21 protein-coding genes are annotated in these 24,502 nt (G+C 42.6%); 13 read left to right on the top strand and 8 right to left on the bottom strand.

Going from position 1 to position 24,502, the window contains the following annotated elements; genetic code table 11:
- Positions 1-145: 145 nt before the first annotated feature.
- From ACM0OZ_RS35340 to ACM0OZ_RS35325, 4 genes are all read right to left on the bottom strand, one after another.
- Positions 146-379 (bottom strand): hypothetical protein, encoded by a 234-nt coding sequence (locus ACM0OZ_RS35340; protein ID WP_414587503.1) that lies wholly within the window; start codon positions 377-379, stop codon positions 146-148.
- A 32-nt stretch (positions 380-411) separates the two neighbouring features.
- Positions 412-6,594, bottom strand: a complete 6,183-nt coding sequence (locus ACM0OZ_RS35335; protein ID WP_414587502.1) for an eIF2A-related protein — start codon at positions 6,592-6,594, stop codon at positions 412-414.
- A 185-nt stretch (positions 6,595-6,779) separates the two neighbouring features.
- The gene (locus tag ACM0OZ_RS35330) at positions 6,780-8,084 is read right to left on the bottom strand and encodes a P-loop NTPase fold protein (protein WP_414587501.1); all 1,305 of its coding nucleotides are present in this window, start codon (positions 8,082-8,084) and stop codon (positions 6,780-6,782) included.
- 420 nt (positions 8,085-8,504) lie between these two features.
- A complete protein-coding gene (locus tag ACM0OZ_RS35325; RefSeq protein ID WP_414587500.1) occupies positions 8,505-10,094 on the bottom strand; it encodes a helix-turn-helix domain-containing protein in 1,590 nt (529 codons plus the stop codon).
- 820 nt (positions 10,095-10,914) lie between these two features.
- Here ACM0OZ_RS35325 and fdxB point away from each other — a divergent pair.
- From fdxB to ACM0OZ_RS35290, 7 genes are all read left to right on the top strand, one after another.
- Complete coding sequence (gene fdxB, locus ACM0OZ_RS35320) at positions 10,915-11,208, top strand: ferredoxin III, nif-specific (protein WP_041032620.1); 294 nt, start codon at positions 10,915-10,917, stop codon at positions 11,206-11,208.
- A gap of 733 nt (positions 11,209-11,941) precedes the next feature.
- Complete coding sequence (locus ACM0OZ_RS35315; protein WP_414587499.1) at positions 11,942-12,943, top strand: cytochrome c oxidase subunit II; 1,002 nt, start codon at positions 11,942-11,944, stop codon at positions 12,941-12,943.
- 225 nt (positions 12,944-13,168) lie between these two features.
- On the top strand, positions 13,169-14,863 hold the full coding sequence (gene ctaD / locus ACM0OZ_RS35310; RefSeq protein WP_414587498.1) for a cytochrome c oxidase subunit I: 1,695 nt from the start codon (positions 13,169-13,171) through the stop codon (positions 14,861-14,863).
- A 12-nt stretch (positions 14,864-14,875) separates the two neighbouring features.
- Positions 14,876-15,019 (top strand): hypothetical protein, encoded by a 144-nt coding sequence (locus ACM0OZ_RS35305; protein ID WP_414587497.1) that lies wholly within the window; start codon positions 14,876-14,878, stop codon positions 15,017-15,019.
- A gap of 5 nt (positions 15,020-15,024) precedes the next feature.
- Positions 15,025-15,618 carry a cytochrome c oxidase subunit 3 gene (locus tag ACM0OZ_RS35300; RefSeq protein WP_414587496.1) on the top strand — a complete coding sequence of 198 codons (594 nt, stop codon included), beginning with the start codon at positions 15,025-15,027 and terminating at the stop codon, positions 15,616-15,618.
- Positions 15,619-15,709: 91 nt separating this feature from the next.
- Positions 15,710-16,192, top strand: coding sequence for a hypothetical protein (locus tag ACM0OZ_RS35295; RefSeq protein ID WP_414587495.1), 483 nt, complete (start codon positions 15,710-15,712; stop codon positions 16,190-16,192).
- Positions 16,193-16,234: 42 nt separating this feature from the next.
- Complete coding sequence (locus tag ACM0OZ_RS35290; protein WP_414587494.1) at positions 16,235-16,846, top strand: cupin; 612 nt, start codon at positions 16,235-16,237, stop codon at positions 16,844-16,846.
- A 57-nt stretch (positions 16,847-16,903) separates the two neighbouring features.
- Here the strand turns inward: ACM0OZ_RS35290 and ACM0OZ_RS35285 are convergent, their stop codons facing one another.
- A complete protein-coding gene (locus ACM0OZ_RS35285) occupies positions 16,904-17,038 on the bottom strand; it encodes a hypothetical protein (RefSeq protein WP_414587493.1) in 135 nt (44 codons plus the stop codon).
- Positions 17,039-17,076: 38 nt separating this feature from the next.
- Here ACM0OZ_RS35285 and ACM0OZ_RS35280 point away from each other — a divergent pair, with 38 nt between their 5' ends.
- On the top strand, positions 17,077-17,550 hold the full coding sequence (locus ACM0OZ_RS35280) for an ArsC/Spx/MgsR family protein (RefSeq protein WP_414587492.1): 474 nt from the start codon (positions 17,077-17,079) through the stop codon (positions 17,548-17,550).
- Between the two features lie 261 nt (positions 17,551-17,811).
- Here the strand turns inward: ACM0OZ_RS35280 and ACM0OZ_RS35275 are convergent, their stop codons facing one another.
- The gene (locus ACM0OZ_RS35275) at positions 17,812-18,171 is read right to left on the bottom strand and encodes a hypothetical protein (protein WP_414587491.1); all 360 of its coding nucleotides are present in this window, start codon (positions 18,169-18,171) and stop codon (positions 17,812-17,814) included.
- Between the two features lie 185 nt (positions 18,172-18,356).
- Between ACM0OZ_RS35275 and ACM0OZ_RS35270 the strand changes: the two genes are divergently transcribed.
- The gene (locus ACM0OZ_RS35270; RefSeq protein ID WP_414587490.1) at positions 18,357-18,602 is read left to right on the top strand and encodes a peptidoglycan-binding domain-containing protein; all 246 of its coding nucleotides are present in this window, start codon (positions 18,357-18,359) and stop codon (positions 18,600-18,602) included.
- 556 nt (positions 18,603-19,158) lie between these two features.
- Here ACM0OZ_RS35270 and ACM0OZ_RS35265 read toward each other — a convergent pair.
- The gene (locus ACM0OZ_RS35265) at positions 19,159-20,238 is read right to left on the bottom strand and encodes a Rieske 2Fe-2S domain-containing protein (RefSeq protein ID WP_414587489.1); all 1,080 of its coding nucleotides are present in this window, start codon (positions 20,236-20,238) and stop codon (positions 19,159-19,161) included.
- Positions 20,239-20,783: 545 nt separating this feature from the next.
- Here ACM0OZ_RS35265 and ACM0OZ_RS35260 point away from each other — a divergent pair.
- The 4 genes from ACM0OZ_RS35260 (at position 20,784) to ACM0OZ_RS35245 (ending at position 22,678) form a co-directional block, all read left to right on the top strand.
- On the top strand, positions 20,784-21,656 hold the full coding sequence (locus tag ACM0OZ_RS35260) for an SDR family oxidoreductase (RefSeq protein WP_414587488.1): 873 nt from the start codon (positions 20,784-20,786) through the stop codon (positions 21,654-21,656).
- 164 nt (positions 21,657-21,820) lie between these two features.
- Positions 21,821-21,991 carry a hypothetical protein gene (locus ACM0OZ_RS35255; RefSeq protein ID WP_414587487.1) on the top strand — a complete coding sequence of 57 codons (171 nt, stop codon included), beginning with the start codon at positions 21,821-21,823 and terminating at the stop codon, positions 21,989-21,991.
- 11 nt (positions 21,992-22,002) lie between these two features.
- Positions 22,003-22,275, top strand: coding sequence for a hypothetical protein (locus ACM0OZ_RS35250; protein ID WP_073634324.1), 273 nt, complete (start codon positions 22,003-22,005; stop codon positions 22,273-22,275).
- Positions 22,262-22,678, top strand: coding sequence for a putative toxin-antitoxin system toxin component, PIN family (locus tag ACM0OZ_RS35245; RefSeq protein ID WP_414587486.1), 417 nt, complete (start codon positions 22,262-22,264; stop codon positions 22,676-22,678). The genes ACM0OZ_RS35250 and ACM0OZ_RS35245 overlap by 14 nt, the downstream gene beginning before the upstream one ends.
- 418 nt (positions 22,679-23,096) lie before the next feature.
- Here ACM0OZ_RS35245 and ACM0OZ_RS35240 read toward each other — a convergent pair whose 3' ends face one another.
- A complete protein-coding gene (locus tag ACM0OZ_RS35240) occupies positions 23,097-24,428 on the bottom strand; it encodes an RNA-guided endonuclease InsQ/TnpB family protein (RefSeq protein ID WP_414587485.1) in 1,332 nt (443 codons plus the stop codon).
- Positions 24,429-24,502 lie beyond the last annotated feature (74 nt).

Below are 24,502 nucleotides of genomic sequence, written 5' to 3'. Positions count from 1 at the left end.
GCTCTAAAGAGTGATTTACTTGATGTTGTCGCAAACAGTGCGATCGCCGTTTTTTGTTCGTATGCGCTCTAAAGAGTGATTTACTTGATGTTGTCGCAAACAGTGCGATCGCCGTTTTTTATTTGTAATTATGCTCAAGCCTAGCTTACTTGATGTCGTCGCAAACAGTGCGATCGCTCTCCTCTTTAGGTTTATTCTTCAGATAATCATGTGCCCACTTGCAACCATGCTTAATAAGTTCATCTGGTTCTAAACTCAAAACAGATACTTCATCTACACTAGCGATACCAAGAGCCTTATCATCAGAACTAAAACTCAACTGGGATACATTATTAAAGCCTTCAATTGGGATTTCTTTGACCCAAAAACCGTTGGGCATGTAAAGCTTGAGAACATTGGAATCGTTTACGGCTAGTATCTTACCGAAGAAAGGCAGAGGGCAGAGGGCAGAGGGCAGAAGGAAAGAAGGTAAGCTTTGATACAAAAATAAGTCCTCTGTTCTCTGCCATAAGGTTTAAAGCCCCTGAATTTATTTATGGAGAAAAATAAACGCGTAGCAACTTTATTAAATCCCCCGAATTCATTCGTGGGGACGCCTTCTGCCTTCTGCCTTCGTACTTCTGCCTTCTTAACGTCAGAGCTAAAACTGAAGGTACTGCCCTGGAAAGTTTTAATTTCTGTGCCGTTGCTATTCCAAAGTACAATTGTAGATTCATTGTTGTTAGCAGTAACAGAAAGAATCATTTTGCCGTCTGGACTGAAAGAGACACTGTAGACTGGACGGCTATGTGGAAGGCTCTTAAGCAGTGTTCCGTCCCTCCTCCAGAGTTTAACAGTGTTATCCTCACCAGCAGAAGCAATCGTTGTGCCAGTGGGATTGAAACTGACATTGTTGACTTTACCGTTATGTTTAAGAGTTTTTAAGGGAGTACCGTCACTGTTCCAAAGTTTGACGGTTGTGTCATCACTAGCAGAGGCAATAATTTTGCCATCGGGATTGAAACTGACGCTGTTGACTTTGTCGTTATGTCCCTTAAGGGTTTGGTAGGGGCGCGTTTCCCACTCACCGTTGCTGTTTATTTTCCAAAGTTTAACTGTGTTATCCTCACCAAACGAGGCAATCGTCTTGCTATCAGGACTAAATCTTATATTTATGTTTCCTCTAAGGATCGCTAATCTTCTGCCGTTATTAACATTCCAAAGTTTCACAGGACTCTCTGTTATAGCAAAAGCTACTGTCTTGCCATCTGGACTGACTTTAATGTTAGAGAAATCGACATAATAAGGCTTTTCTATATCTTTGAGTTTTTTCCCTTCACGATTCCACATTGTCGCTGTGAAGAGAAACTCGTTTTCAGCACTACTGTAAAAAGAGCTGTAAAAGCTGATAATCTGGCTGTCTAGACTGATATTGATGTCATTATAGTGATTATAGTCAACTGAAACTTCTTCCCTGCCTTTTTGGAGTGTTTTGAGTAGCTCGCCTTCACGACTCCAAAGTAGCACCATATTGTCATTCCCAATAGAGACAATCTTTTCACGATTAGGGTCAATAAAACGGACTTTCTTAACTCCACTGGTATGTCCGCGAAGGGTTTTGATTAAGCTACCGTCTCTACGCCAAAGTTGAATCTTTCCATCATCACTGGCAGAGGCAATAGTTTCCCCATCTGGACTGAAACTAACGTCATTAATAGTATCGTTATGCTTTTTAAAGTTTTTTAATAACTTGCCATCGAGATTCCAGAGTTTAACGGTTTTGTCTTGATTGATAGAAGCAATAATACTATTGTCAGGGCTGAAACGGATGTCATTAATGCCTGGGTACTCAATATTGTTGAGCAAACTGCCATCGCGCCGCCAAAGTTTTACACCGTCATCTCCCTCACTTACAGAACCAATAATCTTGCTATTAGGGCTGAAAATGATTCTTTTTACTTGACCAGTATGTCCGGTCAAGGTTTTAATAAAAGTACCGTTTTCCCTCCATAATTTAACTACATTGTCATCACCACGTGTAGCAATAATTTGACTATCTGGGCTAAAAGTAACTTCCTCAACACTCTCAGTATGTCCATCCAATATTTTAATTAACTTGCCCTCACTAGTCCAGATTATCACTCTATTATCATCGCCAATAGAAGCAATGATTTTGCCGTCAGGGCTGAAATTGATGCTTTTAACAGTTTTATTATGTTCAGTTAAGCTTTTGAGAAAAGTACCGTCACTCTTACTCCAAAGGTTCACGGTTTTATCAATAGCAGAAGCAATAGTTTTGCCATTTGGACTGAAGGCAATACTGCCAACTCTACCAGGTTTTCCCTTTAAAGTGATATCTCGACCATCAAGACTAGAAAGCTCTACAGATTGAGTGTCACTGCTAGTGGCAAGAGTTTTGCCATCAGGACTAAATTCTATAACTGAAGTAGCATCTTCAAGATTTCTGATTAAACGGCGATCGCGAGTCCAAAGTTTAACTGCATTGTTTTGATAGGAACCAGTTGCTACTATCTCGCCCTTTGGACTAAAGCTAATGCTGTTGTTATCATATTGGTTTTCTTTATTGCTAATAAGTTTGAAAGTTGGGTTTTCAATTTTCCAGAGTTTTACAGTTTTGTCTTTACTTGCTGTGGCTAACAGTTTGCCATCATGACTAAAACTTACGTCTGTGATAATATCGCTATGGCTACCTAGAGTTTTTGCGTCCGGGGCATTATTAGAGTTTCTCTTGATAGATAAAGTACTTGAACCACGAGGCACGAAAGCTAGTATCTTACCGTCTGGGCTTAACTTGGTTAAATCTATCTCTTCGGAAATACCAATATTTTTTAGTAAAGTTCCATTAAGGTCATAGCTTTTAATTCTTTTATCTTTATTGGTAAGAATAATATTTTTGCCATCGCGGCTAAAACTCATGCTAAGAGCACCATAGTTATCTATATTTTTAATTAAATTGCGATTAAGACTCCAGATTTTTACAACACTATCATTATCAGCCGATGCTAAAATTTTACCATTGGGACTGAAGCTAATACTGGTGACACTTCCTGTATGTCCTTGTAAAGTTTGAATTTCTCTGCCATCAAAACTCCAAATTTTGACAGTTTTATCGTCGCTAGTAGTTGCTAGCATTTTACCGTCGGGGCTGAAACTGACACTTTTTACACTTCCTTTGTGTCCGGTTAAATTTTGAATTTCTCTACCTTCGTCAATACTCCAGATTTTTACAGTTTGGTCTTTACTAGCTGTAGCTAACAACTTACCATTAGGGCTAAAACTAACAGCATTGACAATATCTGTATGTCCGGGTAATGTTTTAACAATTTTGCCATCGATACTCCAAATTTTCACGGTTTTATCTTTACTAACCGTTGCTAAAAACTTGTCTTTTGGGCTAAAACTAACGCTCGTGACTGTTTCTTGGTGTCCTTCTAAACGCTTGACTTCTCTTACTGTATAAATTGCTTGATTGAGCCTAGTAAGAACATTTAGCTGAGTACCTGGTATTGCTCCAAGAGATAATTGTGTTAGTTTTTTCCCTGCGTTAAGACTGGATACTAAAGATTCAAGCTTTGTTTTATCTCCTGAGTATAAACTGAGATTGTTTAGGTACAAATTTATCCCAACTAATGTTGCTGTTACTGCAACTCCCCCTATTGCTGCTAATCCTGCTAGGGTAAATGTTGCCCGCCGTGCATCTTGCAGTTGCTTTCTCAGCACCTGATTCAACTTCGCTTCAGTCAGCTTGCGTTGCTCTCTTTCCTTCTCTAATTCTGCAATTAATCGCTGTGATTGCTGCTGACGAACAAAGGGAACTAAATAATCATGTACGAGTTGATAACGATCAGCAGGAACTGCTGGCACTTTAAACACTAACCCCGATTTCACTAAAATTAATAACACTAAATCGAGTGTTTCAGATTTTACCTCTAGTTCCAATTCCAAATCGGCACGAGTTTTTAGGGGACGAGTGTTGTTTTCATCTGTCAGCAAATACAACACAAGTTTGGCGATTTGCTCGTTTTCCGTGCCGCAATCTTTGACGACTTCTTCTAAAAATCGCCCTACCAGTTCTTCTTTAGGACCGTGTTTCTTATATTGTGCTAGCGTTGTAATTTTCTCTGTTTGCAGTTGCGTCCCTACTACCTGCAACTCAATCGGACGGATTTCTCCAAAATCACCAGCTAAATCTTCTACCAATGCATCAATGAGTTCTGCATCTAATAATAATTTTGTTGTGTGAGTAAAGCTTTCGATTAATGCTTTTGCATCTTTTCTTGAAAAATTACCTAAGTAATAAAGAATATCTTTGTCAAGAATATTGTTATTAATGACTTCTAAATTCGTGAGACGATCATTACACTCTAAGAGATAATAGAGATAATCTTCTCGCAATGCTAAGATAACTCTGGCATGGGGAACATCTAGGCATTCCCGCAAAAAGTTATAAAAAGTGAGTCTTTGTTTTGGGTCTTTGTAAACGAAGAAAAATTCTTCAAATTGGTCGAAGATTAAAACTGTCAGCAGTTCGTTGTCGGCGTTTGTTTGCAATTGGTTGAGGATAGCGCTGACCCCATCCCCTGCTCCCTCCCCGTTGATGGGGAGGAGGTTAGATGTAAAACTTTTGGTATCGCTTAGACCTAACCCCCCTAGCCCCCCTTCCCTGCTAGGGAAGGGGGGAGTTTGTCTCCCCTCCCCTACAAGGGGAGGGGTTGGGGGAGAGGTTCGCCTCTGTGGAAGCGCCTCAGCTAAACGATCGCCCAATTCCCGAATCCAATCGGGATAAACTTGCTGCAAAACTGGTACAACATCACGAGTGCCGATCGCTTTATTTTTCAATACTGGTATTAAGCCAGCTTGCAAAATCGAACTTTTGCCCACACCCGACTGTCCGTAAATAATCGTCAACTTGTAATCAGGACGAGCTACACGCTCAACCAGGCGCTTGATATCTTGCTCTCTTCCTGTTGCAGCGATTTCTTGGGCGACTGTCTCTTGCTGTTCTACCAGTACTAAAGCGGGGTTTGTCACCTGTTGCTTTGGCTGCAACCGTCCTGCACCGGTAAAAGCACGGATACCATAGGTTTGCTCACTGGATCGCAGTTCTAATTTAATATTGAATGCTTTGAGATATTCAGCTTGTTGAAAGTAACAGTCGCGTAACTCGCTCAAAATCTCAATGTAAAGCTCTGGATCATACTGTGCCTTAGTTTGTACCTTAGCAGTTTCTAAGGTAGCTATAGCTTGTTTTTTCTCGCCAAGTGCAATCTGCGCCCTCGCTAAGGCAAATAAATACCAACCTCGGTGAGACGATTGCTCCCATTCTAAATCGGCAATTGTTTCTGATGAGACAGAATTTTCTGCGGTGGATGCTGCACTGTCCAAAATCTCCAGGGCTTGCTGTGCTGCTTCTTGAGCTTCTTTCCAAGCCAATTTAGCAAGTGCGACTTCAGCCTGGAAACCATGAGCCCTGGCTAATCTAAACGGATGCGGATAGGTTTGATGCAGAGATATTGCTCTACGAGCAACCGCTTCTAATTCATCCCAGCACTGCATCCGTTGCAGTACTGCTCCTAAACCGTTGATAAAATTAGCTACCAAATCCTCGCGGTTAGCTTGGTCAAAGACTGTGATACATTCTTGAAAATAATCTTTAGCAGTAGCACGAGAGCGATCGCTCTCCGTATGATGCAACACAGCGTAAGTACGCCACCATAAACCCATGCAGTAGAGGAGACAAGCGCGGCGTTCAAGCAAGTTTGGTAGTGGGGAGTGGGGAGATGGGGAGATAGGGAGATGGGGAGATGTTCCTTCCCCTGTCCCCTTGTCCTGCTTTGCTGCTTGCTGCAAAATTGCTAAACTACGCTCGTAATGTTGCCGGGACTGCTCCATTGAACCATGAGCATCTCTACCTAAGACAAACTCTAAACTCGATTCAATTTCTGGGTGTAACGTTACGCCGCGATTTTGCAGTTCCACTCGCGCTAACTCCAACTCCGTGCGCCTTGGGGAACCAATTCCCAGGTTAAGAGCGGTGTTATCGAGAAATCTCCCCGCACCCACTTCTAAAACTTTGGCAAAAACTTCATCAGCTGTTTGCTGGATATATTGAATTAAATCTTCAGTAGGGATGGCAAACTCAACTGCTGTTGTCCAACTTTGGAGATCGGGCGCTAGGCGAATCAGCTTTTGCAGCACCTCATCCGTTACCCATAACACCGCGGGGAAGGGAAAATTTTTGCGAAACTCTTCCCTGACTTGGTTTGCACCCGTCAGCATAGAATCAATGGCTTTCACCGACTCTAAGCCAGAAACAATTATTGCTTCGGGATGCTCGTTACCCAGTTCTGCTTGAATCGTTGTGTAGAGGGTTGTAACAGCCTGCTCCAGAATTATCTTGCGGATTTCCACACGACACGATGCTTGCAATTCTTGTGTCAGTCGCTGTCGCAAACTGGCAGAATTACAGTGTGCCAAAATCAGCGAAAATTCTCCCCCAGAACTTTCAATAGCCCAATTTAACTCCTGTAGAGAATTTTCGTTGAAAGCTGCAATATCTTCGATTTGCCCCTGCTGATTCATAATATTAGTCATGAGTCGCCCCCTTGTCCCCTTGTCCCCTTGTCCCCTACTTCCATCAGCTAGAACATCTATTGAGTAATCTTCGATTGAACCTCTCTCCCAACCCCTCCCCTACCTTGGTGAGGGGAGTAATGCTCCCCCTTCCCTTTTAGGGAAGGGGGCTGGGGGGTTAGGTTTTTGATGACTGAACCGACGCTCTAGCGGTGGGATGCTGCTTCTGCCAAAATCGGGTTTATATCAAACCAAGAACCGTCGCGATCGCAATATTCATACACAAACCGACTGTGAACTAAACTGCGATAGTCTTCATCTCCCCGCACCTGCTTATTTTTTTCCACCTGTCGCAGCAATTCCCACTCATTGTCTGTAATTGCTAACTTCATTTGATTGCTACGTGCTTTGACCACAGTTTCCAAAATGTTCTTTGACAGGGGAAGCCGACGTTCTTTTTTAATCCAATCATAAAGCAACATGAGTAACTCGCGGACGTGACCGCCACTGACGCGACACAATTGCTCTAAAGTTTCTGGACTGTCGAAAATATTTATAATTAAATCGAAACGGTACTCTTCTGGTATACGTGGGAAGGCTCTTGCTAGCACCATCTGTTTGAGTAGATACATCCCCTCCTCACAAACACTACCATTTCGTTGCAACACAGGTACCATTGGCAGTACCTTGGGGTTGACCATAAATCGTTGAGTTAATCTTTCTATGTCATTTGAGAACCTTAGCGATAAAGGCATCGTGTAAACGACATGGCACTTGAGTTGACGTAACTGTTCACCCCGGTCTACAAAGAGATATTCTGGTTGCGGTCTTCCCCAGGGTTTTTGAGAATTCTCCACACGGTCAAGATTATCAACAATGACCACCAGTCCTTTTTTGCCCCGTTGCTTCAGTTTCTCAACAGCAGGTTGCAACAGTTCTTCGTTAATTGAGTCTAAAATTCCTTTAGTTCGGGGTCCGAGATATTCTCTTAACTTATTGCGGAGTTCTGGGCTGTCTTTTGCCTTGGCTGTAATCTTGGCAATACCCAGTGATGCTTCTGCAGATACTTCCAATTCTACCTGGAATAGTTTGGCGATACCCTGCAGTAAACTTTTCAAACCTTTAGGTTCGTTGAGTTGCAGTTTTTCCTGGCTCTCAAGACTTTCACCGACTCGGCGGGCGATCGCCAGCATAATATCAGAAATATCCACATCACCCAATTCCAAGTCTTGACTGGACTCGAAGTAAACGACATGAAAGCCTTTTTCCTCTAATTCTGCTTTCAGCCGCAACAATTCTGTAGACTTACCGCAGCCGATATGTCCCGTAAAGAGTTCGCACGTCGGTTCATCCGGAGAAAAAAATGTAATATTTTCCTTTAACTCTTCAATTATCCTGCCACCCCGCACCGAGGCGAAATCAATATAGTATTGTCTATCTAAGGGATTGCTCACTACCAAGGTCTTACTTGGGTTGCAAGCCTGGTAAAACTTTTGCAAGTCCAGCATCATAAACTACCACGCAACAAGGCTTATCCCTATTATCTACATCAGCCCTGTTACGTGTTTCTAAAAAAACGTGAGTTCGATTGACCTCTCCCTCCCAACCTCCCTCTCCTACAAGGCTTGTGTGTACACCGTAGCCTTAGGGATTTCCAACAAATAAATTACCCCCTAACAGTGGGGTGGGCCGGAAAGCCCGCCCAGTTTATAGGACGGGCTAGAAGCCCATCCCACAAAAAAAAGTTGGATATTTTTTAATTTGGAAGTCCTTTATAGGGGAGAGGAATGGAAGCAAGGTCAAATTAAATTCATCGAACTCACGTTAAAAAATGTTAAATTGACACTCCCCATGCGTAGAAGAACGCAGGGGATTATTGGGCTAATCACTCATCCAAAGCGGAGAAAAACACGCTGCCGAATCAAGCCGAGTTAAGCTATACCCAAGACTTTCCGTAGCACCACTTGGTCTTCTAACTTGGCTTTGAGGCGACCATTTTCCAAGTCTCGAATCCAACTTTGACTTTTCCCTGCCAGTTTCGCTAATTCTCTTTGCGAAAGATTAAGGTTTTTTCTTGCCTGCAAAATCTGTTCGCCTAGCAGATATCCTGTTGTGATTTTTGATTTTGTTCTGTTTTTTGTGGTTCGTCGCTTTTTTTCAGATTCAGTGGTTTGTTGCTGCCATTCTGGAGGTAGCGTAAACGATAAAATCCGGGCATTCATCAGCATATTCCATTTACCACGGGGACTTTTATCTGTCAGGCGTCTGTCTCCGCTAGCGTCCTGAATCCAAAATTCTAAAGCATCGTCTGGATCTTCGGGAATATCCACCAATTTCGCCCACAACGGTTGAATTTCTGATGGGTACGTTACTGGGTCGAAACTTGGTTTCATACCATAATGATTCAGAACTTCCAAATCGTTTTCAAAGGTTCGTAGCAGTCGCTTGCGTTCCTCCCGTTGTCTGCAAGCAAGAGAAACTTTCTCTTCACCGTAAGCAACACGCAGCAAGGTAGGAACTGTAATACGCTGTTCTTTGCCCATTTTAGTTTTAAACAGCAACCATAGCATCAGTCGCGCTGCTCCTTCGTGTTGCTGCCAAATACTCATGACCGTCGTTAACAGGGTTTTAGGCAGACTGCCGTATTGATAAAATGTATTTCGTTCCTTGCATCCTTGTTTGTTTAAGAAATACTGCGCCCATAGACCTGCTTTGACTTTAAAAGTGAGTCCAACTAGATATTTGCAGCCTTGATCATCTTCTTGAAAGTGATGCTGAACTTCTACCAAGTGCCACAAGCGACATCCTTCCACTGAAAATCCTTTGACTTGACCTTGTTGGGGCCAATTAATAGAGGTTATCAGCGAGCAAGTTTGCTGTACCAAGTTCTTCATTAAAGCCAACTTGGCGGGTTTGCTGAGGTCTTTGCGTTTCTCCAGCCCCAAATATTTCTCAATTTGGCGATCGTCAATGGTAAACTCTTGCACCCAAGGCTGATCTAAAGCCGTCGCATGAGCTGCGAAAATCAATTGCATACAAGCCGCTCTGATATCAAGCGTCTCAATGACTTCTAATTCTGTTGCAAGTTCGCTTCCATTGCTGAGTTTGGTAATGTGAAATGCGATCGCCCCTCGCCCCTGATTGACTTGTCGGCGATAACACACCTTGCCGTATTCATCAATTTCCCAAGGTAGGGAGGTTCGTTGTGCCAACACATTGCAAGCTTCCCAGATAACGATCGCCGAAGCAAATGGGTTGCTCTTACCGTTAGCAAATAAATCTGGGCTGGTAGCATCTCTGGAATCAACTTTACATCTCCCCCTTTTCGCCTGCATGGGTATAGGGGAATCAATCGGACAAACGACTACACATTGCGGTTCTGGATAATAACCTTCGCAGTTGTTACAAAGACTAGGGTCGATCCAGTATTCGTTGTTCTCTAATTTGATGGCACCAGTAGGACATTGGGGACGGCAGTTGTCACATCCAACGCAACTGTGATTAGGAATTGTATAAGGCATAAGGCTTTTTCCTACTTTAATCGTTGAGATGTCTGGCTCAAGTCTCCCCTGGATGTGTCCTCTTGATTCACTACTCACTACTCACTACCACATTGTTTGGACGGTAATAATAAACCTTGACCGTACTACTTAACCACATCCTTATTCGGACCGCGCATCCAATTGGAAGCTATCTAAGGCTTGTAAGCCGAGCCTATTTTTTAATATTTCTTACTTTATAACATTTCATAAATTTCTATTTCAGTTTGTTAGCAATGAGCTAAACATATTTTTTGAACTCTCTTTAATAGGTAACTGAATAACATTTTTGAGTTTTATTTAAAAAAATATTCAAGTGTTATTGCTGAACAATCAATCCTCTTATTAGTGCTTGCAATTAACATTATTAATAATATTAATATTTGCTTAAATACTCATTGAGTTATTAATTTTACATTGAGAATGAACCAAGTCAATTTTATTGGTAAAACCAGATAAAGGATGATGTCAGTCTATTGTTCATCGATAACTAACGACTTCTCTTAAGAGGTAGTTTCGCAATTCTTGAAAAAATTACTAATAAAAATTTGCATTTAAATGTTGAATATTAACAATTAGACCTCTTGCATAAATCTTATTTTTTTCGCGCAAAGGCGCAAAGGCGCAAAGAAGAACACTAAGAAAAAGAGTTTTGCAAGAAGTCTATTAACTTAGTGTGATTTGGTAAGTCATCAAACTTTAATTGAATGATAAAACGTATTAAAAAATCAAAAATAGGAAAATTAGGTTATGTTAGTATGAGCTTAAAGTGAAACAGATGTGTCAGCACAGAAGGTAAATTATGGCAACGCTAACAGGATTAACATTTGGTGGCAAAACTTGGACACCTAAATTCGTTGAGGAAATTGACCAGGACAAATGTATCGGTTGCGGCAGATGCTTTAAAATCTGTGGGCATAATGTGCTGGTATTAAAAGCAATGAACGAAGAAGGAGAATTTGTCGAGGATGAGGACGATGATGAAATTGAAAAGAAAGTGATGACAATCGCCAACAAAGAAAATTGCGTGGGTTGTGAGGCATGCGCTAGGATTTGTTCCAAAAATTGCTATACCCACTCTGCATTAGATAACTAAAGTTTTTGGGTTGTTCAGAGGTCGGTTAAAAAAGGCGCTGTCAACGAAAGTGTAAAAGGCTGTACAATGGCAGTTTCTCTCTTCAGAAGGAAAGTACTAGAGAGGAAGGTACTAAAGGGGAATATTTAAAGTTACAAGAACTCAGAACAAAAAGTTCATAGTAAACGAATCCGTAAATCTCAAATTGTCAGCTATTAACAAATTAAAAATTGCTGCCGAGATAGCCTAATCACTTGCTATAACAGACAGCCGCCTCTGCAACTAGTTTATCTTGAAGTGCAAGGCTCCTGTACTAGGAGTGGAGAGATAGTTTTCATTTTTTTGGGGGAGCGAAGAATTAAAACATTTTAAAATTCCCCCACTTTTCTAGAATAAACATAGAAAATGAATTTGGTTAAAACAATAGCTAATTGCGTCATGAGTCATTAAAACAGTGAACAGTGAACAGTGACCAGTGACCAGTGACCAATGAACAGTGAATAGTAAACTCAAAGGCTGGTAGCTGATAACTGATAACTGATAACTGATAACTGTTAATGACTAGTCATGAGAACTAAAAAAAGATGACAAGAAATACATGACCAAGGATGCTACTAGCAATTAGCCATGTAAGCAAGAGACACAACTATTCTCTTTCCTCGCTTAGAGTATATATCAAGAGTACAGGATGTGGTGTACTGGGGTAAAACTCAGAAAAATATACCTTTAACGACGTTTCACAAAGCAGGTATTTATGGAACAAATTCCTGTTTCACTATGGACTCTAGTGGCTGGGATATTAGTTACAATTGTCAGCATTTGGGTAGGACAAAATCACGGTCTATTACCGGTGCAAGCATCGCAACAAGCGCCTTTGGTAGACGGATTTTTTAACATTATGGTCTCCATTGCCACAGCTCTGTTTTTGGTGGTAGAAGGAACCATTGTGATTTTTTTGGTTAAGTACCGCCGCCGTCGTGGGGATGACACGGATGGCGTGCATGTTGAAGGTAACTTTCCCTTAGAAGTTTTTTGGACGGCTATCCCATCTCTTATCGTCCTCTGCTTAGGAATCTACAGTGTTGATGTTTTTAACCGAATGGGAGGGTTTGAGCCGGGGAGTCATCCTCATATGCCTCATTCTCCAGCTCATGTTGCCCAAATTCCAGGAAGTGCAATCGCTGCTACCCTGACTGATGCTTCACCACATGAATTGCAAACAGTAGCACCAGCAGCAGCCCCGAAAATCGGCATTGGCGCGACTCCTCAAGAGGAAGGCAAAAAAGCCGACTTGGTTGTCAACGTCACAGGAATGCAGTTTGCTTGGCTGTTCGACTACCCGGATAGTGGAGTGAATGCTGGAGAATTACACGTTCCTGTCGGTGCTGACGTGCAACTCAACCTTTCTGCAACGGATGTGATTCACTCGTTCTGGGTGCCACAATTCCGGCTGAAGCAAGATGCCATTCCTGGAATACCCACCCAACTACGATTTGTGGCTACCAAGCCTGGCACATATCCCGTAGTTTGTGCTGAACTTTGCGGCGGCTACCACGGCTCAATGAGGTCACAAGTCATTGTCCACACGCCTGAAGAGTTTGAAAGCTGGCTGTCTGAAAACCGGGTTGCCCAAAAGCAAGATTTGAAACAAGCTGTTGCAGTGAATCCAGCAGACTTATCCACATCAGAGTTTCTCGCTCCCTACGCCCAACAGATGGGGGTGAACACAGCAACTCTCACCGAGGTTCAAAAATAACAGTTAGGAGTTAAGAGTCAGTGGTTATTATAGCGGTTTGTAATTGGGCAAGATACACCAAAGAAATAATGAACCACTGATGGACACAGATGGACACAGATAAATAACTTGAGTTGCGCTATATTCTCCCCATCTCCTCACTGCTCCTAATCCCCACTTTTTGCGGGTTCCGAGTTCCTCACCTCCCTATTAGCCTAAACGAGCAAACTAATTGTTTAGCAGCTTATGACTCAAGTAGAACTTCCACGAAACACTCCACCCGAAGACAATCAATCTGGTACTCAGGTGGTTGCTCATGCACAACATCATCAGGCGTGGAAATGGTACGACTACTTCACGTTTAATGTTGACCACAAGGTTATTGGCATCCAATACCTGGTGACAGCGTTTGTATTTTATCTGATCGGCGGACTCATGGCTGTTGCCATACGTGCTGAACTGGCGACACCAGAATCAGATCTGCTCGATCCAAACCTCTACAACGCTTTCATGACGAATCACGGGACGATCATGATTTTCCTGTGGATCGTACCCAGTGCAATTGGCGGATTTGGTAACTATCTGGTGCCATTGATGATTGGCGCTCGGGATATGGCTTTTCCCAAGCTGAATGCGATCGCCTTTTGGTTAAATCCACCCGCAGGTTTGCTGCTAGGGGCTAGCTTCTTCTTCGGCGGTTCGCAATCTGGTTGGACGGCTTACCCACCTTTAAGTTTGGTTACGGCTAACACCGCACAATCGCTGTGGATACTTGCCATTGTCCTGGTGGGAACTTCATCAATTTTGGGTTCGCTGAACTTTGTAGTCACTATCTGGAAGATGAAGGTTCCCAGCATGAGATGGGACCAATTGCCCTTGTTCTGTTGGGCGATTTTGGCAACCTCCGTGCTGGCACTACTCTCCACACCTGTGTTAGCGGCGGGGTTGGTGTTGCTGTTGTTTGACCTCAACTTTGGCACCTCGTTCTTTAAACCAGATGCAGGCGGTAACGTTGTTATCTACCAGCACTTGTTCTGGTTCTATTCCCACCCGGCAGTTTATCTGATGATTCTGCCTATCTTCGGCATCATGTCCGAGGTGATTCCGGTTCACGCCCGCAAGTCAATTTTTGGATATAAGGCGATCGCCTATTCTAGTTTGGCAATCTGCGTCGTGGGTTTGTTCGTCTGGGTACACCATATGTTTACCAGTGGTACACCCGGTTGGATGCGGATGTTCTTCACTATCTCCACCCTGATTGTTGCCGTTCCCACTGGCGTCAAGATTTTTGGCTGGGTTGCTACCCTCTGGGGCGGTAAAATTCGCTTCACATCTGCAATGCTCTTCGCCATTGGCTTGTTGTCCATGTTTGTCATGGGTGGCTTGAGTGGCGTGACAATGGGAACAGCCCCCTTTGATGTTCACGTCCACGACACCTACTATGTGGTGGCGCATTTCCACTACGTCTTGTTTGGTGGTTCTGTATTTGGCATTTACGCTGGAATCTATCACTGGTTCCCCAAAATGACGGGGCGGATGCTGAATGAAACCTGGGGTCGCATTCACTTTATCCTCACCTTCATTGGCACGAATCTGACCTTCCTACCCATGCACGAGTTGGGTTTGCAAGGAATGCCCCGACGAGTTGCAATGTATGACCCGCAGTTTGTCACCCTGAATGAGATTTGTACCATTGGTGCCTTTATCTTGGCTGCGTCTGTGATTCCCTTCACCATCAACATCCTTTGGAGTTGGGTTGCTGGACGCAAGGCGGGTGATAATCCTTGGAACGCTTTGACCTTAGAATGGACAACCAGCTCACCACCCCTGGTGGAAAACTGGGAAGAGTTACCCGTCGTCACTCATGGTCCCTACGACTACGGCTTGAATGGTCATAGTGCTGAAATACCCCCATCTGCTGCAACTGAGGTAGGTGCTTAGCCAGGCAAGTAAATGCCCATAGCTCCCGTTCTTGTGGGGGAGCCAGCGCTGCAGGAGGGTTTCCCGAACTCACAGCGACTGGCGTTGGGCAGAGGATTGCCCGCCCTTTATCAAGACGGGCGAGACGCCCGTCCCACAAAACAATCAAAAGCATAAACAATATGGCTATAGCGACAACAACGAGTCCAGCTCATCACGAAGAACATCATCCAGATTTGCGAGTCTTGGGGCTGTTAGTGTTCCTCGTCTCCGAATCTCTGATGTTCGGTGGATTTTTTGCCACATATTTGTTCTTCCGAGGCGGTGCTGAAGTTTGGCCTCCAGAAGGAACCGAAGTAGAGTTATTGTTGCCTACAATCAACACCATCATTCTGGTTTCCAGTAGTTTCGTTATTCACTTTGGCGATACAGCAATTAAAAAGAATGATGTCCAAGGAATGCGGAAGTGGTACAAAATCACCGCAATCATGGGCGCAATATTCTTGCTTGGTCAGGTGGTTGAGTACATGACTTTGGGATACGGTCTGACTACCAACGTATTTGCTAACTGCTTTTACTTAATGACAGGGTTCCACGGTTTGCACGTTTTTGTGGGACTGTTGTTGATTTTGGGTGTGTTATGGCGTTCCCGTCGTCCTGGTCACTATTCTGCCACCAAACACACTGGCATTGAAATGGCAGAAATCTACTGGCACTTCGTAGACATCATCTGGATTGTTCTCTTCACCCTGCTGTACATTCTCACCAAGTTTTGACATTGGGAATTAGCGATTAGGGATTGGCAATTAGGGAGTAGGTATTTCCTAGTCCCTAGTCCCCAATACCCATTCCCTCAAGGAGATTTCTATGCAAGTCGATGCAGAAAGATTTTCATGGTTTCAGGTTCCAGACGATATCAAACAGTTGTTGATGTTGGCGGCAGCAAATTGGGACAATACTTCAGAATCAGAAAAGTATATTAACCAAGCTTTAGCCAAAACTGAAGATTCGACAGACGTTTTGGTAGCAGCTTATAGATATTTTTTCTATAAAAATAATTATTTAATGGCTTTGCAAACAGCAGTTAAAGTTATAGATAGAATTAAATTATCAGAGCTATTTCCAGATAATTGGGAGCAACTTAAGCCAATATTGATGAGTCGTAAAGATGAGCCAAGAATCAGACTCTATCTAAATGCTTATGCTGCTTCTGGATTGGTATTGGCAAAGCTGGGAGAAATAGACAAGGCTAAAAAAATAAGTGCTCAAGTGAAGGAAATTGATGATAAAAATCAGTTTGGAGCAGCAATTTTATATGACATTCTAACACGACCAAGTGAAGAAGAATGAATTCTCTATTCAATTTATCATTTATTTTCTGGTTGAAAACTTATGAAAGGAAGGGATTGGCTTGTTACTGAAGACGGACAGTATCAAGTCTGTAAATCTGTAAGAGCATGGGATTTGCTGAGAGATAATTATCGCTTCTATCGATTTCTGACTGAAGTGGAAGATGTTCTTAAGGATGCGGAAGATGAAAGCAGTCATCTTCCAGAAATTCGGATGCTAGTTAGGCGGTTGATTATTAACTCTTATTGGGTACAAAGTCGGTATTTAGAGCCTTGTTCTAAAACAGGAATTTCAGTTGTCCTGCTTTATGATGAGTTAGGTTTTCCATTTACAGTGCAAACTGTAACATTTGCACCAGGAACTCCATCGACAATTCACAACCACGGAACTTGGGGTGTTGTCGCCGTGTTAAAAGGAGAGGAGAAAAATACATTTTGGCAGCGTACACCCAATTCAGAATTTAAGGACAAAATTGAACGGACGGGAGAGTTAACCTTATTTCCAGGCGATATTATTAGCTTGGCTCCTAATGCAATTCATAGCGTGGAAGCAGTAGGTGATCAACCAACTGTGACTTTTAATATTTATGGCGAAACTAGTATGCAAGAGCGTTTTGAGTTTGACACCGTTAGCCATTTGGCTAGGAATTTTTAATATGAAATCCGTTTGTTTAGTTATCATATCCCCTCAACCTCACCCCTACCCCTCTCCTTACAAAGGAGAGGGGTGGCGCAGCCAAGGTGAGGTATCGATGCAGTAACTAATTAACCGGATTTGATATAACTCGTAGAAAACCAGGGAGAGAGGGGGGGATGAGGGGGAGACAAAGATGTACAGACGCGCCATGGCGCGTCTCTACAATAACTAATAACGGAGAAACTTAAATGGCAAGAGTGATTTTTTATGAAAAACCTGGCTGTAAAGGTGGTACTAAGCAAAAAACTCTGTTAACAGCCGCAGGACATGAGGTGGTAGCGTACAATCTGCTTACTGAACCTTGGACTGCTGAACGTTTGCGCTCATTTTTTGGCGATCGCCCTGTGTCTGAATGGTTTAATCGCACCGCCCGACGGGTACAATCTGGTGAGATAGTTCCTGAACAAATAGATGCTGACACCGCTCTGTTGCAGATGCTTCGAGATCCGCTATTAATTCGCCGTCCTTTGATTGAAGTGGGCGATCGCCGTGAGGTGGGTTTCGATGTGCAACTGATTGATGCGTGGATCGGTTTACAGCCTGTAGACGAGTCATTGAAGGAAATCAGCGAAAATCTCATGAGTCAGGATTTGCAAAGCTGTTCCCACAAGCATGGACACAAACATGAACACAAACATGAGCAAGGTTCCTGCAAGCATTAGATGAGTTTGCTCAGTACTGAGACGGTTTGTGTAGTGATGAGAGATGATGATAATACTTTGGGTGATCACTGAAATGCGATCGCCCTTTTTGCTGGTATGGTACAACACTACTTGCTGCGTATTTCTAGAATTATTAGTAAAATCGAATTCAGGCAATTTTGATTTAAGGTGTATCTGATGGCTGCTGATATTGCACAAAATAATAACGCCTTTTGAAGCTATTCAATTATCCTTATAAGTAAGTTGTGAATGCGTAACGGATTATTTCGCTGGCTTGTTATACTTCGGCTTGCTTGTTGTTATGATTCTGTCTGCTTTCTGTTGAGCCTGCTGGATACTGTCGATTCGCTCAATGCGAACTTTGGAGCCAGGCACATAATTCTTTCCACCCTGTAAATGCTGTTGAAGAGTTACGTAGACCTTTCCTCTCTTTGCTACTCCTGTGTAGTTGTTTTTCTCCCCTTCGGTCAAGATTTTATATACAACAGGTTTGTCATTGGGTAACTGGCTAAAGAAAACTTCGATACTAGAATTTTTAAGGGTGGTTGCAACTGCTTCAACGTACTCTCGGTCTTCATCTGCAAAAGACAATGCAACGTCGTATTCGTATTTTTTTATCATTTTTAAAGATTTATATACATCCTAAGCAAACCATCCTAAAGGGGGTTTTGCAGTAATGTAGTAAGGTAATACCGTCATTGTCTAAATTTTAATTACAGTGCATAAGTAAATTCTACTGACACCTATTAAAACTAGAATGGAGATTTTGACGCGATAACCTTTTTCTTTCAAAGGAGTTAAAACTTATGTCAGGACAAGCTGTAGGTTCTGTGAATATACCTAGATTGAGTAAAGGCAATCAGGGTGAGGCTGTCAAGATTTTGCAACTGCTTTTAGACAACTTTCATGGCTACTCAATTGCAGTTGATGGCATTTTTGGTACGAACACCGAAAATGCTGTCAAAGACTTCCAAAATTCCCGTGATTTTGTAAATGACCCTCCAGGAGTCGTGGCTAATCAAACTTGGGAGGCGTTAGCTAATAGACAGTAGGCTCGTTGCAAAAGACAATTGGATGATAATGAAACCACAGATGGACACAGATGGACACAGATAAATAACTAGTGTTAATCTGTGTCCCATAAGTGGTTATAAATATCCATTCATCATAACTTTTGCAAGAAATCTAATAATTGGCGTTTACAAAAAGTGGGATTGTCCTACCTTTCTATCCCTACCAAAATTGTGGGGATTTTTGTTTTTTTTAGTACGTGAGTATTAGTGAAACAGGCTTTGCAATACACTTAAGAGTCTATTCGTCCTGCTATTCTCAATATTAATGGGGATACCGCACCCCAAGAACGCAAAAGATTGTACACAAACAAACCCTCAATTCTTTGTGTCACACCCGATATTTGGAATCACAAACTTACTAATTATTTATCCATTTCCTCTGTTCATTTTTTCAGTTTTTCTCAGTTCATTTGTACTATAACGAGCGATTGCCCAAGGGGCACTGGCGGAGCCAATCGCTTCACTGCCAGTTGCATAAGTCCTGTCAACATTTAAACTATCTTTTTAACAGGTTACGAGCTTGGGAAACTTATCCCTAGACATGAATCTGGATACGCTTTTCAGTAAATTCCTTTGGTTGGCGCAGTTCGCCGCGTTCTGCCTGCTGGAGCATTAACCAAATCTGAGAACCTAACAAGTCAATTTCTGTAGTCATGAATTGTTCGCCACCGAAACGGCGAATGTTGTCCGACTGCACTTTGAGAACAGCAGCATCCTGACGGATAATGCTTGATAACAATAACTTTACTATTGGTCGCATCAACCAACCAGGTAATCCTAAACGGTAAGTGACAACCACAAAGTTCCGGATGTGGAAATCGGATACTGGGGTCATAGCTTGAGTAACCAACAAGCTATAATTTTTTTCAAATCGGTACTCTACTTGTCCAATAGATGGCAAGATGAAGCGATCAAAGTGGCTGACTTCTGCAGCACCTGGTGCAATAATTCGGGCAGCAAGACCAGTGGGGCGCGGTTCGTCAACATATTCGGTTTCAATACCATTCGGCTGACGCCTGATGACAGCCGTGATTTGCTTTTTTTTTGGTTCGCTGCGGAACAAACCTCTATGAACAAAGGCAGTATGTGGTATATCCGTGACATTCTCTAGAGCCGCTAGGAGGGTGGACTCGTAACAGAACTCTTCACGCCAAGTGCTGTAGCCGTTTTCGTTGACGTTAGGAAACTGGTAGGGAAGAGTTGTTGGCTCTGCGTCAGGGTTCCCAAAAATCCATACGAAGCCGTCTTGCTCAACGACTGAGTAGGTTGATGCTTTGATGCGATTGTTTTCTGGAATACTGCACAAACCTGGCACAGCTTGACAAGCACCGCTACCGTCGAACTGCCATCCGTGGTAACTACATTCAAGATAGCCATCTACAATCCGCCCTTGCGAGAGCGGCATATTACGGTGCGGACATCTATCCAAAAAAGCAGATGCCTTACCGTCTGCCCCACGGAAAAGAACCAGTGGAATACCAAGAACTGTACGTGCCACTGGCTTGTCGCGTAGCTCTTTTGACTGGCACGCAATATACCAATAGTTCGTCAACCGTGCTACTGAGATATGGGTTTTAGTAAGCGGCAAACTTAGATACGGTTTTTGCACTTCCATCTAGACCCACCTTTTGGCATAAAACAGCATTTCCTTCTATCTTTACACTCAACTTGCGCGTATATTAAAAATAGTTACTGATTGAGTATAATACTGAGTCAGGGTTCTCTAGTTGATCTGCAACCCCATGCTTAAAAAGCAGGGGCTCTGCGTTTCGCTCTACCTGACCCGCTTAAGTCCAGGAATGGACTACGTTTAGGGCAAGTGTTTAAATTCCTACCTTGGGATGCTTGCCAGTCCCAAGCTCTAGAACTGTGGTAGTTAAGCAGGCTTACGGAGAATAAACCAGTGCCACCCAGAAAGTACCGACTCTAAACATTATGCAGTCTACGTTTACCCAGAAATGGGGTATCTCGGAAACGAAAATTAGGGATAAGTATGACGGGAAATAAATTTCCCGTCGGGCTTCATCCCCATGCATGAATGACAGGGGCTTCCGCCCTTTTGTATTGGTGACGACTTTATTTCGTATTTAGAATTTTTTTTGGGGAAAAATTAGGTTCACTCGGAATTATAAAAAGCTTTTAGGATGCAAAGTTACCTCAATGGCTAGCAAGCAAAATTTTGGAGCAGTGGTAATAACTGGCGCATCAAGTGGAATAGGTGAAGCCAGTGCTATTTACCTTGATAAGTTGGGATACCAGGTATTTGCTGGTGTACGCAGGGATGCTGATGGTGAGCAGCTAAGACGCAAAACCTCAGTTAGACTTACACCGCTTTTGTTAGACGTTAGAGATGAAGCATCCATTATAGCAGCTGCAAACACTGTGAGTGCGGCTTTGAACACTGTTGGTCTTGCTGGTTTAGTCAACAATGCTGGTATAGTCGTTGCAGGTCCACTCGAATTCCTCCCTGTCGCTGAGCTTAGAAAGCAACTCGAAGTGAACGTAATAGGACAGATAGCAGTCACGCAGGCATTTTTACCACTTTTAAGAAAGGCTCAGGGTCGTGTTATCAACATTGGTTCTGATAACGGCAAGGTTTCTGTGCCTTTTCTGGGTCCCTATTGCGCCTCAAAATTTGCAATGGAAGCGCTTACAGACGCGCTTCGCATGGAGCTGCAACCTTGGGGTATTGAGGTTTCGATCATCGAACCTGGCACTGTCACAACGCCAATTTGGGATAAGTCTATAACTTTAGCCGATGATATCTGGAACAAATTGCCGCCTCAGGCGCACAAATTATACTCAGCAGCTGTAGATGCTACTCGTAACACAGCAAACAAGTTAGGTAAAAATGGTTTTCCTGCTGAGGTAGTAGCCCTCGCTGTTGCCCACGCGCTTACTGCTAAAAAACCAAAAACTCGTTATGTAGTAGGATTGGATGCCCAAATTAATATCTGGCTCGCCAAAATTCTGCCCGATCGCCTGCTTGACAAACTGATTATTCAATACCTTGGTTTACCGAAAAATCCCTGAAAAAGTCCTTCAGCCCAACTATTAGCTCCCTTTTCTTTTAGGCTTGGCAAAAACAATAACTCCTAAAAATTCCTTTAAGGTTTCCCGCAAGGTTTTTTTAACGTATTGCCCACAGTATAAAGGGTTTGAGAGTCCAAGCTACCTCGTAAGCTAAACGCTCATGTATGGGTACTTTTGCCAGTTTTGCCAAAATTTTTGTAGGCTCTTATTTTGGCGAAGGTATTGTTAAATCAGATGTGATTGTTTGGTTTGAGTGGGCGCGGCGAGAGAGGATTGTGCTGGCAATGTCGGGGGGAGATCATTCGGAACAAGAATTGCATATTGGAACCAAGTAACATGATTAAATATGAGAGATTATGGCAGCGAAAAAACCATGATTGCTAAAGAAGAAATTACTATCAAAGTCCCGTCTGAGGTAGCACAGGCATACCGCAATGCCACGGAAGAAGAACGGGAACAAATTGAAGCCCGGATTGCAGTGTTACTAAAGTCTTCAATGACAAGCAAGCTTGAAGCCATTGCCAAGCTCAGGCAGACAATGGATGAAATTGGCTTCCGAGCCGCCCAAAGGGGTTTAACCCCAGAGATTTTGGAGTCAATCTTGAATGACGACGAATAAAATCCGGGTTGTGTGTGATGTCAATGTCATCATTAGCGCGGTGTTATTACCAGGGAGCAAACCAGATCGCGCACTCAGAAAAGCTCAAGATTTAGGAGAATTGTTGGTGTCTGAGTCCATTTGGCTGGAGCTAGAACAGGTACTCGCTCGACCCAAATTTAATCGGTACATCACGCCAGAAGAACGAAACGATTTCCTGGTGGATTTGTCCGAAACTGTACAGTTCATTAAAGTGACTGAACAGATTAATGAATGTCGAGATCCAAAAGATAACAAATATCTGGAATTAGCACTCAGTGGAAAAGCAGAATGTATTGTGACCGGAGATGATGATCTACTAGTGCTAAATCCCTGGAGGGGAATTGAGATTCTGACTGTTCAAGAATTTTTAGAAAAGAATTAGGGTTGCGATTCTGGATAGAGAGTGAGTTAAGTGGCAGAGGTAGTAATTAAATTCAGTTTTTTTCTATCTCACATATCTGCTGTATATTTGACTACAACTATACTGTTTTGGAAAGTGGGAAAAGTGGGTTTGTTGGGATGTTTTATGTAAAGTATTGATAATACTATTGATCAACTGTAAGTTGATGAATGAAGTATATAGTTATCGATTTAACAGATTAATGTCACCCGCTCAGAAACTGCTATCAAGTCTGCTCAAGGAGTTGTAATTTTTTGAGCATTCCTTACAAGGCGCGAATTAGCGATCGCATATTGCAAAATCTTTAAGGAGTAAAACATTCTACATAGTAATTGATTCCTATCTTGATAGAAGTAACGTGCTCCAGGCTTAGTTTCTGCTTTACTTGGTGTTTTATGAACTACCCACAGTTGGCTTCGCCTGAACTGTGGGTTTCTACATCCCTCAGTTCGTTTTTGGGTGAGCTACCTGTAGATTTTTGACACTTCACACGTCCCAGTTGCTTCATACTTCCAGTTTTTTTGCTGGGGCATGAAGTAGCGCTGGCAACATCAGCGTCTACGAGGCTTGTTCCAAACCCCGGTAGAGTTCCTTTTGACCAGTACAGCATTACTTCGGCTGCCGCAATATCTCTGTCTTGTAGATATCCACAATGTTGACACTCATGTATTCTTTCATGAAGTGTCTTTTTATGCTGATATCCACATTTAGGACAAGTTTGACTGGGTTTCACTTTCTTGGTTGGAACTTCGATAAACACACCACCGATTTGCTCAATCTTATATTTTATGGTACTTCGTAGCATTCCAAAACCAACATCAAGTATTGACTTGTTTAGCCCAGCTTTTTGTTTTTTGCGTTTGCCAATATGCGCTTTACGGGTCATCTTGGTGACTTCTAGCTTTTCGGTTGCAACGAAGCTATTACCGCTTACTATTTCTGCTGCAACTTGATGTACCCAATCCTGTCTCTGGTTCGCAACCTTACGAATAAGCTTGCTAACTTTGAACTGGGCTTTTTTCCATCTTCTAGAAGCTTTAACTTTTTTCTTCCTATTTGGTGCTTGTTTGCGTCTCTTCTCCTTAGACGCCTGCTTTATCTTGCGTTCAGCATTTCGTAAGAATTTGGGAGCACAAGAGTGTTGATGACTCACCCCATCTGTTATGGACAATGCTGACTTACAGCCTAAGTCAATACCAATAGCACCAACTGGTAAAACTTGAGGTTTAAGTACTTGATCTAATACATCAACCGTTATAGATGCGTACCACTTCCCGTTACGATAAACGATAGTGCAAGTGGTTGGAGTCCCCCAGCATTTAGCTTTACCACGCATTTGAATACGCCCAATTTTAGACAAGTTCAAGTACCCGTTTTCACCATTAGACTCAACAGAATAACCAGTTTTAGCTGGATAAGTCCACCCTGAGTAATGGCGAATAGACTTAAACTTTGGGCGCTTTCCTAATCCCTTGAACCATCGTTCAAATGCAAAATCAACACGTTTCAATGTTGCTTGCAAAGCTTGAGAGTTTATTTCTTTGTACTCTGTCCAAACTTCTTTGAATGCTGGTAAAGAATTCTGTTGCTCGATATAGGTAACAGAATGCTTGAACTTTTCATACTGTGTAAATCGGTTGTATACAGCAGCATTGAACAACTCTTTATGAAGCTTGCGATGATACCTCAAAGACTGCTCTATTCGCTTTGTTGGGTATAACCGAAACGTCATTCGCCTTGTTGCCACTGCTTGAAATACCTCTTTTTTTATCGCTATACTTATATTAAAAGAAATAACGACATAAT

It is taken from the genome of Scytonema sp. PCC 10023 (assembly GCF_963920835.1).
Taxonomy (GTDB): Bacteria; Cyanobacteriota; Cyanobacteriia; order Cyanobacteriales; family Nostocaceae; genus Kalymmatonema.
Note: the sequence above shows the minus strand (reverse complement) of the source record. Positions and strands in the feature narration are given on the sequence as shown.